The 15,176-nt window shown below is 62.9% G+C and carries 15 protein-coding genes; 1 reads left to right on the top strand and 14 read right to left on the bottom strand.

From position 1 onward, the window contains the following. Positions 1 to 98 precede the first annotated feature (98 nt). Positions 99 to 1,340, bottom strand: coding sequence for a DEAD/DEAH box helicase (locus DKK66_RS17415; protein ID WP_207389803.1), 1,242 nt, complete (start codon positions 1,338 to 1,340; stop codon positions 99 to 101). Between the two features lie 174 nt (positions 1,341 to 1,514). Here DKK66_RS17415 and hflX point away from each other — a divergent pair, with 174 nt between their 5' ends. Further along, a complete protein-coding gene (gene hflX / locus DKK66_RS17410; protein WP_131360106.1) occupies positions 1,515 to 2,897 on the top strand; it encodes a GTPase HflX in 1,383 nt (460 codons plus the stop codon). A gap of 67 nt (positions 2,898 to 2,964) precedes the next feature. On the opposite strand, the gene DKK66_RS17405 is transcribed toward hflX, so the two are convergent. The 13 genes from DKK66_RS17405 to DKK66_RS17345 form a co-directional block, all read right to left on the bottom strand. Further along, positions 2,965 to 3,771 carry a TOBE domain-containing protein gene (locus tag DKK66_RS17405; RefSeq protein ID WP_131360104.1) on the bottom strand — a complete coding sequence of 269 codons (807 nt, stop codon included), beginning with the start codon at positions 3,769 to 3,771 and terminating at the stop codon, positions 2,965 to 2,967. Further along, complete coding sequence (locus DKK66_RS17400; protein ID WP_131360102.1) at positions 3,768 to 4,328, bottom strand: nitrogen fixation protein NifQ; 561 nt, start codon at positions 4,326 to 4,328, stop codon at positions 3,768 to 3,770. Before DKK66_RS17400 ends, DKK66_RS17405 begins: the two co-directional genes overlap by 4 nt. Then, positions 4,321 to 5,028, bottom strand: coding sequence for an ATP-binding cassette domain-containing protein (locus tag DKK66_RS17395; protein ID WP_131360100.1), 708 nt, complete (start codon positions 5,026 to 5,028; stop codon positions 4,321 to 4,323). Before DKK66_RS17395 ends, DKK66_RS17400 begins: the two co-directional genes overlap by 8 nt. A gap of 1 nt (position 5,029) precedes the next feature. Further along, complete coding sequence (modB, locus tag DKK66_RS17390) at positions 5,030 to 5,716, bottom strand: molybdate ABC transporter permease subunit (RefSeq protein WP_197077083.1); 687 nt, start codon at positions 5,714 to 5,716, stop codon at positions 5,030 to 5,032. Positions 5,717 to 5,718: 2 nt separating this feature from the next. Beyond that, positions 5,719 to 6,468: a molybdate ABC transporter substrate-binding protein gene (gene modA, locus DKK66_RS17385; RefSeq protein ID WP_131360098.1), complete on the bottom strand. Its 750-nt coding sequence runs from the start codon at positions 6,466 to 6,468 to the stop codon at positions 5,719 to 5,721. Between the two features lie 179 nt (positions 6,469 to 6,647). Next, complete coding sequence (locus DKK66_RS17380) at positions 6,648 to 7,595, bottom strand: carbohydrate kinase (protein ID WP_131360096.1); 948 nt, start codon at positions 7,593 to 7,595, stop codon at positions 6,648 to 6,650. 15 nt (positions 7,596 to 7,610) lie between these two features. Next, positions 7,611 to 8,582 carry a transaldolase gene (gene tal, locus DKK66_RS17375; RefSeq protein WP_131360094.1) on the bottom strand — a complete coding sequence of 324 codons (972 nt, stop codon included), beginning with the start codon at positions 8,580 to 8,582 and terminating at the stop codon, positions 7,611 to 7,613. 2 nt (positions 8,583 to 8,584) lie between these two features. Then, positions 8,585 to 10,051 (bottom strand): xylulokinase, encoded by a 1,467-nt coding sequence (gene xylB / locus DKK66_RS17370; protein WP_131360092.1) that lies wholly within the window; start codon positions 10,049 to 10,051, stop codon positions 8,585 to 8,587. A 25-nt stretch (positions 10,052 to 10,076) separates the two neighbouring features. Continuing rightward, positions 10,077 to 11,468: a D-arabinitol 4-dehydrogenase gene (gene dalD, locus DKK66_RS17365; protein WP_131360090.1), complete on the bottom strand. Its 1,392-nt coding sequence runs from the start codon at positions 11,466 to 11,468 to the stop codon at positions 10,077 to 10,079. Between the two features lie 96 nt (positions 11,469 to 11,564). Further along, positions 11,565 to 12,674 (bottom strand): ABC transporter ATP-binding protein, encoded by a 1,110-nt coding sequence (locus DKK66_RS17360; RefSeq protein ID WP_131360088.1) that lies wholly within the window; start codon positions 12,672 to 12,674, stop codon positions 11,565 to 11,567. A 37-nt stretch (positions 12,675 to 12,711) separates the two neighbouring features. Then, positions 12,712 to 13,395 (bottom strand): HAD family phosphatase, encoded by a 684-nt coding sequence (locus DKK66_RS17355; RefSeq protein ID WP_131360086.1) that lies wholly within the window; start codon positions 13,393 to 13,395, stop codon positions 12,712 to 12,714. Next, positions 13,392 to 14,213, bottom strand: coding sequence for a carbohydrate ABC transporter permease (locus DKK66_RS17350; protein WP_045844785.1), 822 nt, complete (start codon positions 14,211 to 14,213; stop codon positions 13,392 to 13,394). The genes DKK66_RS17355 and DKK66_RS17350 overlap by 4 nt, the downstream gene beginning before the upstream one ends. After that, entirely contained in the window at positions 14,210 to 15,163 is a 954-nt protein-coding gene (locus DKK66_RS17345; protein ID WP_131360084.1) for a carbohydrate ABC transporter permease, read from the bottom strand. Before DKK66_RS17345 ends, DKK66_RS17350 begins: the two co-directional genes overlap by 4 nt. Positions 15,164 to 15,176: the final 13 nt, after the last annotated feature.

The raw sequence follows: 15,176 nt of genomic DNA, 5'->3' as shown, positions 1-15,176 counted from the left end.
CCGTAGCGGCTTCATGATATTAACATGGCGGAAATCGCAAACTCAATTGTCATTGCAGATTGATTGCAGCCCCCGCCGGGGCTGGCTTCAGGGCTGTTTCAGGATTGGGCCGCCTGGGCCGCGCGCAGCTTGTCCTTCTTGCTCATGCGCTTGCCCTTGATGCCGCCATTGCCGTCGACAAGCGGAGTGCTCACCGGCGCATCCTGCGGTTCGAAACCGGTAATGCGTTCCCGCTCAAGCTGGAGCTGTTGGCGCTTCTCGATCAGGCGGAAGTGGGCGGCGTTGTCGGCACAGACAAAGCTGATGGCTACGCCGCTGGCACCGGCACGGCCGGTACGGCCAATGCGGTGGGTGTAATCCGCAGGTGAGCGCGGCAGGTCGTAGTTGACCACCATCTCCAGCCGGGCAATGTCGATGCCGCGGGCCGCCACATCGGTGGCTACCAGCACTTGCAGCCGGGCAGCCTTGAAGTCGGCCAGTACCTGGCCGCGCTGGCCCTGGCTACAGTCGCCGTGCAGGGCGGCGGCACGGATGCCTGCCTGTTGCAACTTGCCGCTGACGCACTCGGCGCTGTGGCGGCTGGCAACAAATACCAGCACCCGTTCCGGGCTTTCACTTTGCAGCAGATGACGCAGCAGCATGGTACGGCGCGCTGCATCCACTTCGATGGCCCGTTGGCGGATGGCTGGGCCATTTTCAGCCGTGGCCGGAATGTCGATGGTTTGCGGCTGTCGCAGCAATTGGGTGGCCAGTGTGCGCAACGCTGGCGGGAAAGTGGCGGAAAACAGCAGGTTCTGCCGGTAGGGCGGCAGCAAGTCCAGCAACTGGTTGATTTCGGCGGCAAAGCCCAGGTCCAGCAAGCGGTCGGCCTCGTCCAGCACCAGGGTGCTGACGGCAGACAGACTCAGCGCATTGTGTTGCAGCAAATCCAGCAAGCGGCCCGGCGTAGCCACCACGATGTCGGCACCACCGCGCAGGGCCATCATCTGCGGATTGATGGAAACCCCACCATAGGCCACCACCACCCTGGGATGGCGCGGCAGGCTGTCGCCCAGTTCGTGCAGGGTGGCACCCACCTGGATGGCCAGTTCACGCGTGGGCAGCAGGATCAGCCCGCGCAGCTGACGGCGCTTGCTTGTGTGGTCGCTCAACCATTGTTGCAGCAGCGGCAGGCAGTAGGCTGCGGTCTTGCCCGAGCCGGTCTGGGCGGTAGCCAGCACATCGCCCCCTTGCAGGATGGCGGGAATGGCAGCGTGCTGGATGGCGCTGGGGGTGGCATAGCCTTGGGCGGTGGCGGCATCGGCCAGCGCGGGCTGCAGGCCCAGAGAGGTGAATGGCATGAGCGGGACAGACGTAAAGAAGAATGAATGATGGAAGCGGCGGTAAAGCCGGCAGAGGCGCAGCAGTATCGGCTGGCTGACTGGCAGGGTCAAGCCTGCTGCGATCTTGGCAGCGGGCGCGGGCATTTACGGGTAGAATCGCGGCTCGCCAGCCAAAGTTAAAGCAATCTGCCCATGCAAGAAACAGAAGTCAAAGAACAGCCCAGATACGCCATCATCGCATCAGTCCAGTTGCCGGAAGTCAGCGATGTCGAGTTTGCCTCCTCGCTGGCCGAGTTGAGCGAACTGGCCAAGACCCTGGGTTTTCAGGTGGTGCATACCTTTGTCCAGAAGCGTAACGGCTTTGACCGTACCGCCTATCTGGGGGTGGGCAAGCTGGAAGAAATCCACATGTATGTCAATCGCGGCTTGCGCGCTGACGAGCTGGACGATGCGCAGCAACGGCTGGACCCGTCCGCCATCGACATTGATGTACTGCTGGTGGATCACGAAATCTCCCCGTCCCAGGCGCGCAATCTGGAGCTGGCTGTCGGTTGCGAAGTGATGGACCGCACCATGGTGATTCTGGAGATTTTCCACCGCAATGCCCGCTCACGCGCGGCCAAGGCACAGGTGGAAATTGCCCGGCTGGGTTATATGGCACCGCGTCTGCGCGAGGCGGCCAAGCTGGCCGGTCCGCAAGGCCGTCAGCGTAGCGGTATGGGTGGCCGTGGTTCGGGTGAATCACATACCGAACTGGACCGCCGCAAGGTGCGCGACCGCATTGCCGAACTGCAACGTGAAATCCTGGCGATGGAGCTGGAACGCAAGACCCAGCGTGCCCGCCGTCTGGAACGGCAGGGCCAGGGCTTGGCCGGGGTGTCGCTGGTGGGCTATACCAATGCCGGCAAATCCACCCTGATGCGGGCACTGACCGGTAGCGAAGTGCTGGTGGCCAACAAGCTGTTTGCCACGCTGGATACCACGGTGCGCGCCATCTACCCGGAAAGCGTGCCGCGCGTGCTGGTGAGCGATACCGTGGGCTTCATCAAGAACCTGCCGCACGGCCTGGTGGCATCGTTCAAATCCACGCTGGAAGAGGCGCTGGATGCCGGCCTGCTGCTGCATGTGATCGACGCCAGTGACCCGGGCTTTGAACGCCAGCTGGAAGTGACCGATACCGTACTGCATGAAATCGGGGCTGATGAGGTGCCGCGTATCCGCGTGTTCAACAAGATCGACCATGTGGCAGACGAAAGTGGCTGGCGTGCCGAGCTGGAACAGCGTTACCCCGGCTGCGTGGTGATGAGTGCGCGCCGTCCGGAAGATGTGTCCGCCTTGCGCGCCCGCATCGTGGCTTTCTTCCAGCAAGACCTGACCGAGGATGAAATCCTGCTGCCGTGGTCGGCCCAGCAGCTGCGCGGGGAAATCTACAGCCACTGCCAGGTGCTGGAGGAACGGGCGGATGAAGAGGGCAGCTGGTTCCGCGTGCGTGGCGAGCCGGAACAATTGCGCCGTCTGCACGAAAAACTCAACCCCGGTTCTGGCGGGCGGGAAAAGGAATACTGGGAAGTCTGAAACCCGGCATTCTGAACATGCAAAAGCCCATGTTGTCGCAACATGGGCTTTTTGTTGTGCTGTCGCGTCAGCCCGGCACGCCCAGAATCACGCTGGAGGCCTTGAAGATGGCGGTGGCGCTGCAGCCGGTCTGCAAGCCCATGTCTTCGGCACTGCCATTGGTGATGATGGCGGCGATGCTGACCCCGGCGGCAATTTCGATCACCACTTCGCTATTGACTGCGCCGGGAATCAGCCTGCTCACCGTGCCGCGCAACTGGTTGCGCGCTGACAGGCGGATGTCGTCATCCTCGGTGCCGACAATCACCGATGAAGCCTTGATCAGCGCATAGGCCGTCACCCCCGGTTCCAGCCCCAGGCTGGCGACGCTATCGTGGGTGACCACGGCCACCAGGCGCAGACCATCGGTGATTTCCAGTTCCACTTCGTCATTCACCGCACCGCTTTTGACAGCCACCACCTTGCCCAGAAACTGGTTGCGCGCGCTGGTTTTCATGCTCATGCCTCCCAAAAGCAGCAAGTCGTCGGCCATGCCGCTGGCCTGACGCTGCAGATTGCGCAGGAACTGCTGATGTTCCCGCTCGATGATCTGGTAATTGGCCACCAGTTGGCGGCCACGTGCGGTCAGCCGGGTACCGCCACCGCCCTTGCCACCGGACAGCCGCTCCACCAGCGGCTCACCAGCCAGATTGTTCATGTGGTCGATGGCATCCCATGCTGCTTTGTAGCTCAGTCTGATATCGCGCGCTGCCTGACTGATGGAGCCGCAGACATCGATTTGCGCCAGCAAGGCCAGATGCTGCGGGCTGCCGAATTTTTCCCCGGCCAGGTTCAGCCACAATGCGCCTTGCAGGGTGATGTCCTGTTGCTTCATGTCAGATTTCCTGTCCCGGATGGGTGGCAAACGGTGCGCTTCTGATTGCTGTGGCATTCCGGCGGCTTGAGGCCCGGTCGACCCAACTGCTCTGCCAGCTCTGCATAGAGGAAATGCTTCCATTTGGCATCGCTCCGATTGCGCACATGCAAGGGGTAGAGATAGCACTGCAACAGCTGGTTCAGCTCCTGCCGGGACGACAGGCCCATGTCCTGCCACAGGTGGCGGCTGCCCAGGCTGGCTACGGCCACTGCATGTGCCAGCCAGCGCCCATGTTGCGGATTTTCCGCCGCCGAGCGGTTGGCCAGCAGCATGAACAGCAAATCATTATGCAAGGGTGGGCGCTGGGCCAGCAGTTGCTGGTACTGGGCATCGGGCAAGGCTTCCATGGTGCCAAGTTCTGGCGCACAGGCGGACAGCATTTCCAGCAAGTCTGCTTGCGACAGGCCCAGTGTCCAGGCAAACAGTGGCAGCTCGCCATCCTGCGCATTGCGCAGCACACCCAGCACCGCACGGCTGAGCAGACGGAAGGTCTGTTGTTGCCGGAAATCATCCATGGGGCGTCTCCGTCAGGTCCGCAGGTGGCTGACCAAGCCTGCCTTCCTGCAGGTATAGGGTTTGCTGGCCGAAGGCGCGCACGTCTGCCGCATCGTGGGTAATCAGCAACATGGGAATGGACAGCCGTTGCAGCAGTTCGGCCAGCTCGCCGCGTAATTGCTGACGTAGCGCCGGGTCCAGTGCGGAGAACGGTTCGTCCAGCAGCAATGCACGCGGCTGGGCCACCAGCGCGCGGGCCAGTGCGGTGCGCTGGCGCTGGCCGCCGGACAAGGTGGCCGGCAGTTGATCGGCCAGCGATTGCAGGCCGAAAGCTTCCAGCCAGTAATCAACAGCCTCCAGCTGGCGGCGGCGTCCGGGGTTGAGCCAGCCGCGCTGCAGGCCAAAGCCGATGTTCTGCCGCACGCTCAGGTGTGGAAACAGCGCGTAGTCCTGAAACAGATAGCCCAGCTGCCTTTGCTGTGGACTCAGGCAAATGCCCTCTGCACTGTCGAATAGACAGCGGCCGTCCAGCCGGATATGGCCGGCATCCGGACGATGCAGGCCGGCAATGGCCTTGAGCAGCAGGCTTTTGCCCGCCCCGGACGGGCCGAAAACCACCAGTTGCTGGCAACTGCTTTGCAATGCAATGTCCAGCGAGAAGCTGCGCTGACCGCTGTGCAGGGTGTGGCAGATGGAAAGATCAAAACGGGGTGTTGTCATGTCAGCGCTCCGCCACCCGGCCCGGAGCCAGCTTGCCGGCCAGCAGCAAAACCAGCACACAAACCAGCGATGTCACCAGCACCAGCCGGTTGGCACTGTCGTCCTGTCCTGCTTGTACAGCCTCATAAATGGCCACCGACAGGGTCTGGGTCTTGCCGGGAATGCTGCCCGCCACCATCAGCGTGGCACCGAATTCACCCAGTGCGCGGGCAAAGGCCAGCAGCAAGCCAGCCAGTATTCCACGCCAGGCTAAGGGCAGGGTGATGCGAAAGAAAATGCCGATTTCCGAGATACCCAGCACGCGGCCGGCCTGTTCCAGCTGGCCATCCACCGCTTCAAATGCTGCTCTTGCCGGTTTGTACACCAGGGGAAAGGCCACCAGCGCGGCTGCAATCACCGCGCCTTGCCAGGTGAAGATCAGGTTGATGCCGAACTGCTCCTGCAGCCAGCCACCCAGCGGGCCGCGCCGGCCCAAAAGGGTGAGCAGGTAATAACCCAGCACGGTGGGCGGCATCACCATGGGCAGGGTCAGCAAGGTGTCCAGCAGATTGCGGCCGGGAAAGCGGCCACGTGCCAGCAACAAGCCTACCCCCACCCCCAGCAACAGGTTGAGCAGGGTGGCGCAGCCCGCCACCCGCAGCGACAGGCCTAGTGCAGTCCAGGCCGGGTCATTCATCCAGTCAGTCATGGTCAGGGTTTGCTGAATCCGTAGCGGGCCAGAATGGCCTGGGCAGCAGGCGACAACAGATAGCTGACAAAGCGTTGCGCCTCGGCGGCGTTGGCCGCGCTGGTGGTGCGTGCCACCGGGTAGCTGATGGTTTCATCCAGCGGCACGGCAAACGCCACTTTCACCTTGTCCGGCATGATGGCGGCGTCGGTCTGGTAGACAAAACCGGCTTCCACCTCGCCACGGGCTACGTAATCCAGCGACTGGCGTACGTTCTGGGTGTTGATGGCCTTGGCCTCCACCACTGGCCACAGGCGGGCATTTTCCAGCGCCCGCTTGGCGTAGCGGCCTACCGGCACGCTGGCCGGAACGCCCAGTGCCACATGTTTGATGGCAGCCTGTTGCAGGTCGGACAGTTGTTGCAGCTTCAGCTTGCTGTCGGCAGGCACAATCAGCACCAGCGTATTGCGGGCAAAGTCCTTGCGGTCGGCACTGTTCACCAGTTTCTGCTTTACCGCGCTGTCCATGGTTTCCTGATCGGCCGAGGCAAACACATCCACCGGTGCTCCCTTGGCCATTTGCTGCAATAGCGCGCCGGAAGCGGCAAAGTTGAAGTTGACCTTGCTGCCCGGATTTTTCGCTTCAAAACCCTGGGCAATATCCTTGAAGGCATTGGTCAGGCTGGCGGCGGCAGAAACAGTGATTTCCCCGGCCAGGGTATGTCCTGCCAGCAACATGCTGCACAGGGAAAGGGCAATCCGCCTTGCTTTCATCGGGCACTCCGGTATGAGGGACGAGTGCGTAATATACCCGGATATATAACGCCAAGAAATAATCCTTCCGGGGAATGGGCAATCGGCCGGAGTTGTTAGCGGTGAATGGTGGGGGTTTGGGGTATCGCACGCAAAAAGCCCGGGCAGCCAAGTGGCTGACCGGGCTTTGTGATAGAAGCTCAGGCGGCTGGTAATTCTGCGCGCCGTGGCAAGTCCGGCCCACGGCGCGAGCAGGTGATGGCAGCGGCGCGGATGGCAAATTGCAGCAGGGTATTGATTTGCACTTTATCCAGGCTGTCCAGCGCGGCCGGACTGGCCAGACCCTGCTCGGCCAGATGGCACAGCAAGGCGGCCTGGAAGGTGTCGCCAGCGCCCACGCTGTCCACCACGTCCACCGGCAGGGCCGGCAGCGACCATTCGCCGTGGTGCGGGCTGAACACGGTGACGCCATCGCCGCCACGGGTCAGTATAACCAGACTGCATTGCCCGCCCAGCCAGCGGCGGGCGGCTTCTTCCACCGGCAGGTCCGGGTAGAGCAGTTGCAGGTCTTCGTCGCTCACCTTGATCAGATGGGCATGGTTGGCATGGAAGTCCAGCACGCTGCGCCAGCGGTTCAGGTCCGGCTCCACGTTCAGGCGGATGTTAGGGTCCAGGCTGATCAGCCGCTGCTTGCTTTCGCGCGCCACCAGCTGTTGCAGGCTGTCACCGGTGGGGTGGCTCACCAGCGCATACGATCCGACATGAATCCCCTGTACCGCATCGTCCAGCTGCGGCAGGTCGGCAAGGCTAAGGCTGGCTTCCGGCGCCTTGTCACCATAAAAGCTGTATTGCGGCTTGCCAGCGGCATCCAGCCCCACCAGCGCCAGTGTGGTGGGCAGCTGGCGGTGTTGCAGGTGGCGGCAATCCACGCCTTCCTGTTCCAGCACGGCAAGCAACTGCCGGCCAAGGAAATCCTCTGAAACGCCGCTGAACAGGGTAGCGCGCTGGCCCAGCCGCGCCAGCCCGATGGCGACATTGAAAGGCGAGCCGCCCGGCACCGCCTGATAACGCAGTTGTGGCCAGCAGTCGGCACTGGCGGGCTGATCGACAAAAAAGTCGAACAGCGCTTCTCCACAAACCAGAAACATGAAGTTCTCCTGCACTCAATCGTTTGGCAGTGCTTGCAGCCACTGCGCCAGTTTTTCGGTATCGGCGGCAAACAGACGGATGCCCTCGGCCAGCTTTTCGGTAGCCATCGCGTCTTCATTCAGCGCAAAGCGGAAGCGGCTTTCATTGACGGCATCGTCCAGCAGGCTGGCGGGCAGGGTGTCTTCCCCCAGCTCCATGCCCGCATGCAGTTGCGGCTGCAACTCGCCATCCGCCTGTTGCAGCTGTTGCAGCAAATCCGGGCTGATGGTGAGCAGGTCGCAACCGGCCAGTGCCAGGATCTGCCCGGTGGAGCGGAAGCTCGCCCCCATCACTTCGGTAGCAAAGCCCTGCTGGCGCAACAGGGCGTAAATGCGTCGTACCGAACGCACGCCGGGGTCGTTGACGCCGGTGTGGGCGGCTTCGTCCCAGCTGGCCCCGGCGGTTTTCTTGTACCAGTCGTAAATGCGGCCGACAAAAGGCGAAATCAGGCGCACGCCAGCGCGGGCACAGGCGGCGGCCTGTACCGGGGCAAACAGCAGGGTGAGATTGCAGTGAATGCCGTCGCGCTCCAGCGCCGCGGCGGCCTGAATGCCTTCCCAGGTGGCGGCTATCTTGATCAGCACCCGCGAAGTATCCGCCCCGGCAGCCTGATACAGGGCGATCAGCTGGCGTGCCTTGGCCTCGGTGGCGGCGCGATCGAAAGACAGGCGGGCGTCCACTTCGGTGGAGACCCGGCCCGGTACGCTGTCCAGAATGCGCAGGCCAAAGGCAATCAGCAGTGCGTCGATCTGCTGCTCGACAGGCAGTTGGCGCTTGTCTGCCAGCGTATCCAGTACCAGCTGGCGGTAGGCCGGCTGCTGGGCCGCCTTGAGAATCAGGGAGGGATTGGTGGTGGCGTCCTGCGGTGCGTACTGGCGGATCAGCTGGAAGTCGCCGGTGTCGGCCACCACGGTGGTGTATTGCTTGAGTTGTGCCAGCAAGTTCATGCTCAGGCCTCTTGATGCGGAACCGGTCGGTTCCGGTAGATGTCACGGAAAAGTTGCAGACGGCCTTGCAGCGCCTGATGGCGCAGGGCATCCGGCTGATACACGGCCTGCACCGGCGGGCGGGTGCATACGGTGGCGATATCACCGCCCGCAGCCAGCCAGCCCAGCCGGGCGGCGCCCAGTGCACCACCGGCTTCACTGCCCACGTGGGTGACAATGTCCAGTTGCAGCGCATCGGCCAGCAGTTGTGCCCAGAACGGGCTGCGCGCGCCACCGCCCACCAGCGACAGCTGGCTGACCTGACTGCCGGCGGCACGCAGCGCATCCAGCCCATCCACCATGCCGAAGCTGACGCCTTCCAGCACCGCATAGCCCAGCGCGGCGCGGTCGTGCGCCTGGGTCAGGCCCCAGAACACGCCGGGGGCGAATGGGTCGTTGTGCGGAGTGCGTTCGCCGGACAGATAAGGCAGGAATACCGGCGCACTGGCGCGCACCTCGTCCGGCATGGCTTCGATTTCCTGCAGCAGGCTGGCTTCGTCCACGCTGGTGAGCTTGCAGAACCAGCGCAGACAGCTGGCGGCGGCCAGCATCACGCTCATCTGGTTCCAGCGGCCGGGCAGGGCATGACAGAAGGTATGCAGGGCGGAGGCCGGATTGGGGCGGAAACTGTCGTCCACCACAAACATCACGCCGGAGGTGCCAAGCGAGAGGAAACCATCCCCCGGCTCCACTGCACCGATGCCGACTGCACTGGCCGCACCGTCACCAGCACCACCGGCCACGATGACGCCATCACCCAGGCCCCAGGCGGCGGCGACTTCCGGCAGCAGGCTGCCCGCAGCTTGCAGGCCTTCCACCAGTTGCGGCATCTGATCACGGCGCATGCCGGAGGCGGCCAGCAATTCGTCCGACCAGTCGCGTTCGGCTACATCCAGCCACAAGGTGCCGGATGCATCCGAGGTATCGCACACCTTGGCCCCGGTCATGCGCAGGCGCAGGTAGTCCTTGGGTAGCAGTACGGTAGCGGTGGCGGCAAACAGTTCTGGCTCATGACGTGCCACCCACAACAGCTTGGGCGCGGTAAAGCCTGGCATGGCCAGGTTCCCTGCCAGCTGGTGCAGACGCGGCGCAGCAGCCGTCAGTGCCTGGCATTCGGCCACACTGCGCAAGTCGTTCCACAAAATGGCCGGGCGCAATACCCGGTCGTGCTCGTCCAGCAGCACTGCGCCATGCATCTGGCCGGACAGGCCGATGGCGAGCACGCCGGCAAAGGCCGCGCCGGCCTTGTCACGCAGTTTGGCAATGGCCTTGCCGGTGGCCTGCCACCAGTCTTCCGGCTGCTGCTCGGACCAGCCGGGCCGTGGCCGGGATACGCTCAGGCTTTCCCCGGCGACGGCCAGCAGGCTGCCAGCCTCATCCAGCAGGACAACCTTGACTTCCGAGGTGCCCAGATCAATTCCAAGATACATCGCTCTCTCCAGCGGATTGCCCGAATCAGCCTGCCTGCATGCCATCCAGCCACTGGTCGACTTTTTGCAGCGCCGCACGCAGCGGCGCTTCCAGTTGAGCTGTGCCAGCCAGGCTGCCCCATAGCATGGGGTCGGCGCAGAAGGCGGCCACCGGGTCGGCGGCGGTCAGCATCTGGCGGCAGGCAGCGGCGTCCATGATACCGTCCTGATAGGTGTATGGCAGTTTATTGGCTTGCCAGCGTTGCAGGAAGCGGAAGAACAGTGCCGGCAGCATGCAGGTGGCCTCCGGCACCGCGCCGCGCGCCACGCATTGCTGCAAGGTGGGAGCAATGAAACCCGGCACCTTGGAGAAACCGTCAGCAGCCACGCGCTGGTTGCTGTCGCGGATGTGCGGGTTGCCAAAGCGCTCCAGCACGGTGTCTCGGTAGGCCGCCAGATCCAGCGGGCTGGGGCTCAGGCAGGGGATAACGTCCTGGGTGACGTAATCGAAAGCCATCTGGCGGATGGACGGCACGGCGGTGCTCTCGTCTATGCTGGACAGGCCGATCAAGGTGCCGGCCCAGGCAATGCAGCTGTGACTGGCGTTGAGGATGCGGATTTTGGCTTCCTCATACGGCAGTACCGATTCCACCATTTCCACGCCTACCGCCTCCAGCGCCGGGCGACCGGCAATGAAGTTGTCTTCCACCACCCACTGGATGAAGGACTCGCCCATGATGGCGCAGGGGTCGTGCTTGCCGGTGGCCGCCTGTACCCGCGCGACAACTTCTGGCGTGGGGCGCGGGGTGATGCGGTCCACCATGCAGTTGGGGCTGCTGGTATGGCTGTCCACCCAGTCGAGCAAACCGGTTTCGCCGCGCAATTGCAAGAACTGCTTCAGCCCGCTGTGAAAGCGCTCGCCGTTATGGCGCAGGTTGTCACAGTTGAGCAGGGTGACCGGCGTGCCGCTGTCTGCCATGCGGGTGCGCAGGATGGCGGCAATCGCACCGTAGATGGTGTTGAGGCCGCCTTGCAGGTCGGCCGCCAGGTCGGCATTGGCGGTGTCCAGTTGCAGATGCTGGTCCAGGTAGTAGCCGCCCTCGGTCACCGTGAAGGAAATCACCCGCGTATTGCTGTCCGCGCCAGCCGCAATCAGCGCGGATAACTGGTCATCCCATGGAATGACGGCCTGAATGGCGTTGATTTCCTCATAGCGGTGCTCACCTGCCGGGGAGATGGTTTCCAGCGTGTACACGCCGTTTTGTGCGGCCAGTTGCTCCAGCAGTGGCGACATGTCGGCGCGGATATTGCCCAGCAAAAGTTTCCAGGCGGGCTGGCCCTGCTTGGCCAGCTGATCCAGATACCAGGCCTGATGGGCGCGATGGAAGGAACCGGCACCAATGTGCAGCCAGCCGGGCTGTTGTCGGGATGAAGTCATGATCTGTGCTTCCTGTGTTTGGCTTGTTCAGGGCGCAGCCGTCCCCGCGCCCCTGCCGTATGGGCAAGGGCGGTGCAGGCGCTGCAATGCTTGGTATCAGTGCTGGGTGGGCGGGGTGGTGCGTGGCATGGCTTCACCCTGGCTGTCGAACAGATGGCAGTGGTGCGGCTTGATGGAGAAACCCACTGCACTGCCGTTAGCTACTTCCAGCGCGTCCGGGATACGGCTGATCAACGGCTCTTCGGCGCTGGCGGAGGCGGCGTAGATATAAGAGAAGTCTCCCAGCCCTTCCACGGTGCTGACCGTGGCCTTGATCACCGGCTGGTCGCTGTCCAGTTGCAGGTATTCCGGCCGTACGCCAATGCTGACCGCATCGCCCGGTTTGATGCCGCGCGCCGCCACACACACCTGCTGCAGGCCGCCGTTGTTGATCTGCACGGTGACGGTTTCGGCATCGATGGCGCTGACGGTGCCGTCGATGAAATTCATCTTGGGCGAACCGATAAAGCCCGCGACAAAACGGTTGGCCGGGTGGTGGTACAGGGTTTTCGGGCTGCCCACCTGTTCGATGCGCCCGGCAGACAGCACCACGATCTTGTCGGCCAGCGTCATGGCTTCCACCTGGTCGTGGGTGACGTAGATCATGGTGGTTTTCAGGTCCTGATGCAGACGGGAGAACTCCAGCCGCATTTTCACCCGCAGCGCGGCGTCCAGATTGGACAGCGGCTCGTCAAACAGGAAAACCTTGGGCTCGCGGGTGATGGCGCGGCCAATGGCCACACGCTGGCGCTGGCCGCCGGACAGCGCCTTGGGCTTGCGGTCCAACAGGTGGTCGATATGCAGGATGCTGGCAGCCTTGCGCACGGCGGCGTCTATCTCGCTTTTGGATTTGCCCGCCAGCTTCAGGCCGAAGGCCATATTGTCGTATAGCGACATATGCGGGTAGAGCGCATAGGACTGGAACACCATGGCGATGCCGCGCTTGGCGGGCGGCACGGTATTCATGCGGTCCTCGCCAATCAGCAAATCACCGCCGCTGATGTCTTCCAGACCGGCAATCATGCGCAGCAGGGTGGATTTGCCGCAGCCGCTGGGGCCGACAAACACCACGAATTCTCCATCCTGAATGTCCAGATTGATGTCGCGCATCACTTCCGGGTTGTCGCCATAGCGCTTGCTTACATTACGCAGGTTGACGCTTGCCATGTCTTGTCTCCTCCGGCGGCTTGAGTCGCCGCTTTTGTCATTGCTTATTGTGTTGGCACAGCAGGGCCACCAGCTCGGGCAGGCGCTGCATGTCATCAAAGGTGGTGCAGGCCCCGCAGGCCAGCAGCTTGTCGGACTGGCCGTCGGCCACATGCCCGGCACCGGTAAAGCCCAGCACCGTCATGCCGGCGGCCACCGCAGCGCGTACGCCGGTCACGCTGTCTTCCACCACCAGGCAGTGCTGCGGTGCTACGCCAAAAGCCTGGCTGGCGGCCAGATACAGCGCCGGGTCCGGCTTGGCCGCGCCCACTTCGTCAGCGCAGAACACCCGCCCCTCAAACAGCGGGGCCAGACCGGTCTTGTCCAGTGCGGCACGTACCCGGTGGCCAGCACTGTTGCTGACCACCGCCCGCGGCAGCGGTACGGCAGCCATGGCAGCAGCCACGCCGGGTATCAATTGCAGGCGCTCGGCCACTTCGCCTTCCACCGTGTCACGCAGTTGTTCGATGTCTGACGCCGACAAGGACAGGGGGTGGTGACGGGCGATGTCGGCCAGCAGTGCATCCAGCGTCAGGCCAAGCCGTGGCAGGATGGCGGCAGCCACATCGATGCCGGGCAGGCTGGCGGCCAGTTCGCGCTGCAACACTTCAAAGGCGATGGCTTCGGTGTCCAGCAGTACGCCGTCGCAGTCGCTGATCAGATGGGTGAAGGTCTGGCTCACTTGACCGCTCCAAAGGTAAGGCCGCGTACCAGCTGCTTTTGTGCCAGCCAGCCCAGCACCATGATGGGCGCGACAGCCAGCAGGGAGGCGGCGGACAGCTTGGCCCAGAACAAGCCTTCCGGGCTGGAGTAGGAGGCGATGAACACCGTCAGCGGCGCGGCATGCGAGCTGGACAGGTTGATACTCCAGAAGGCCTCGTTCCAGGACAGGATCAACAGCAGCAGGCCGGTGGAGGCCAGGCCCGGCAAGGACATCGGCAACAGCAGGTGGATGATTTCCTGCCAGGTATTGGCACCGTCAATGCGCGCGGCTTCCAGGATTTCCTTCGGTACTTCGCAGAAGTAGGTAAAGGCCATCCACACCGCGATGGGCAGGTTGATCAGCGTATAGATGATGATCAGCCCGCTGACGGTGTCCAAGAGCCCGCTGTTCTTCCACAGCAGGTAGACCGGCAGCAGCACGCCGACCGAGGGCATCATCTTGGTGGACATCATCCACAGCAGGATTTTCTGGGTACGCGGGCCGGGGAAGAAGGCCATGCTGTAGGCCGCCGGAATGGCCAATAGCAGGCTGAGCACGGTAACGCCCAGCGAGATGGCGATGGAGTTGCCGGCAAAGGACAGGTAGTCGCTGCGGGCAAACACCTCGCGGAAGCTTTGCAGCGTGGGCTGGAAAATCACGCTCAGCTGGTAGGCCTGCTCCTCAGTCTTGAAGGCGGTGATCATCATCCAGAAGATGGGGAAGAACACCAGGATGGCCAGGCTCCAGGCCACGGCCGTGGTGATGCCATAACGCAGGCGGCTGTGGGCGACGCTCATTGCTCGTTCTCCCCTTTGAGGTTGCTGGCCAGCATGCGCACCAGGAATACCGACACGATATTGGCCAGTACCACGGCCAGGATGCCGCCGGTGGACGCCATGCCCACGTCAAACTGTTGCAGGCCCATAGAGTAAATAAGGAAGGACAGGGTGGTGGTGGCCGTACCCGGACCGCCCGCCGTGGTGGTGTAGATTTCGGCAAAAATCGACAGCAGGAAGATGGTTTCAATCATCACCACCACGCCGATGGCACGCTTGAGGTGCGGCAGCACGATGTAAAAGAACATGGAAAACGGGCCGGCACCGTCAATCTGCGCAGCTTCCTTTTGCTCCGGGTCCAGCGACTGGATGGCGGTCAGCAGAATCAGGAAGGCAAACGGCAGCCATTGCCAGCTGACAATCATGATGATGGAAAACATCGGGTACTGGCCCAGCCAGTCGATGGGCTGCAGGCCCAGTGCATGCATGGCCGCGGCCAGGAGGCCGTATACCGGGTGCAGCAGCATGTTCTTCCAGATCAGCGCACTGACGGTGGGCATGACAAAGAAGGGTGCAATCACCAGCAGGCGCGCAATGCCACGACCAAAGAACTCCTGGTCGAACAACACCGCCAGCAAAACACCGCCCACCACCGAAATCAGCAGTACCGCGCCGGTCAGCAGCAGGGTATTGAAGATGGACGGCAGGAAGGACGGGTCGCTCCACAGGAAGCGGTAATTATCCAGCCCGACAAAACCGGACTCGTCCGGGCTGAGCAGGTTGTAACGGGTGACCGAAAAATAGATGGTCATCAACAGCGGCACCACCGACCACAGCAACAGGCTGAGGACAGCAGGGGACAGCAGCCAACGCTGTGCCCAGACGGATTTGCGTGCGTTGCCGGCAGCGTCAGCGACATGGGGCTGGCCGCTTTCAACTGCGGGCACTGCCTCGCGGGTGGGGGAGTTCATCAATACTGCTCCA

It is taken from the genome of Aquitalea sp. USM4 (assembly GCF_004328945.1).
Taxonomy (GTDB): Bacteria; Pseudomonadota; Gammaproteobacteria; order Burkholderiales; family Chromobacteriaceae; genus Aquitalea; species Aquitalea pelogenes.
Note: the sequence above shows the minus strand (reverse complement) of the source record. Positions and strands in the feature narration are given on the sequence as shown.

Coding starts and splice junctions, on each gene's coding strand:
- dalD (WP_131360090.1), bottom strand. CDS start 11,468: ATGACTTCATCCCGACAACAGCCCGGCTGGCTGCACATTGGTGCCGGT.
- DKK66_RS17395 (WP_131360100.1), bottom strand. CDS start 5,028: ATGACAACACCCCGTTTTGATCTTTCCATCTGCCACACCCTGCACAGC.
- DKK66_RS17415 (WP_207389803.1), bottom strand. CDS start 1,340: ATGCCATTCACCTCTCTGGGCCTGCAGCCCGCGCTGGCCGATGCCGCC.
- DKK66_RS17345 (WP_131360084.1), bottom strand. CDS start 15,163: ATGAACTCCCCCACCCGCGAGGCAGTGCCCGCAGTTGAAAGCGGCCAG.
- tal (WP_131360094.1), bottom strand. CDS start 8,582: ATGAACTTGCTGGCACAACTCAAGCAATACACCACCGTGGTGGCCGAC.
- hflX (WP_131360106.1), top strand. CDS start 1,515: ATGCAAGAAACAGAAGTCAAAGAACAGCCCAGATACGCCATCATCGCA.
- DKK66_RS17380 (WP_131360096.1), bottom strand. CDS start 7,595: ATGTTTCTGGTTTGTGGAGAAGCGCTGTTCGACTTTTTTGTCGATCAG.
- modB (WP_197077083.1), bottom strand. CDS start 5,716: ATGACTGACTGGATGAATGACCCGGCCTGGACTGCACTAGGCCTGTCG.
- DKK66_RS17405 (WP_131360104.1), bottom strand. CDS start 3,771: ATGAAGCAACAGGACATCACCCTGCAAGGCGCATTGTGGCTGAACCTG.
- DKK66_RS17360 (WP_131360088.1), bottom strand. CDS start 12,674: ATGGCAAGCGTCAACCTGCGTAATGTAAGCAAGCGCTATGGCGACAAC.
- modA (WP_131360098.1), bottom strand. CDS start 6,468: ATGAAAGCAAGGCGGATTGCCCTTTCCCTGTGCAGCATGTTGCTGGCA.
- xylB (WP_131360092.1), bottom strand. CDS start 10,051: ATGTATCTTGGAATTGATCTGGGCACCTCGGAAGTCAAGGTTGTCCTG.
- DKK66_RS17400 (WP_131360102.1), bottom strand. CDS start 4,328: ATGGATGATTTCCGGCAACAACAGACCTTCCGTCTGCTCAGCCGTGCG.
- DKK66_RS17350 (WP_045844785.1), bottom strand. CDS start 14,213: ATGAGCGTCGCCCACAGCCGCCTGCGTTATGGCATCACCACGGCCGTG.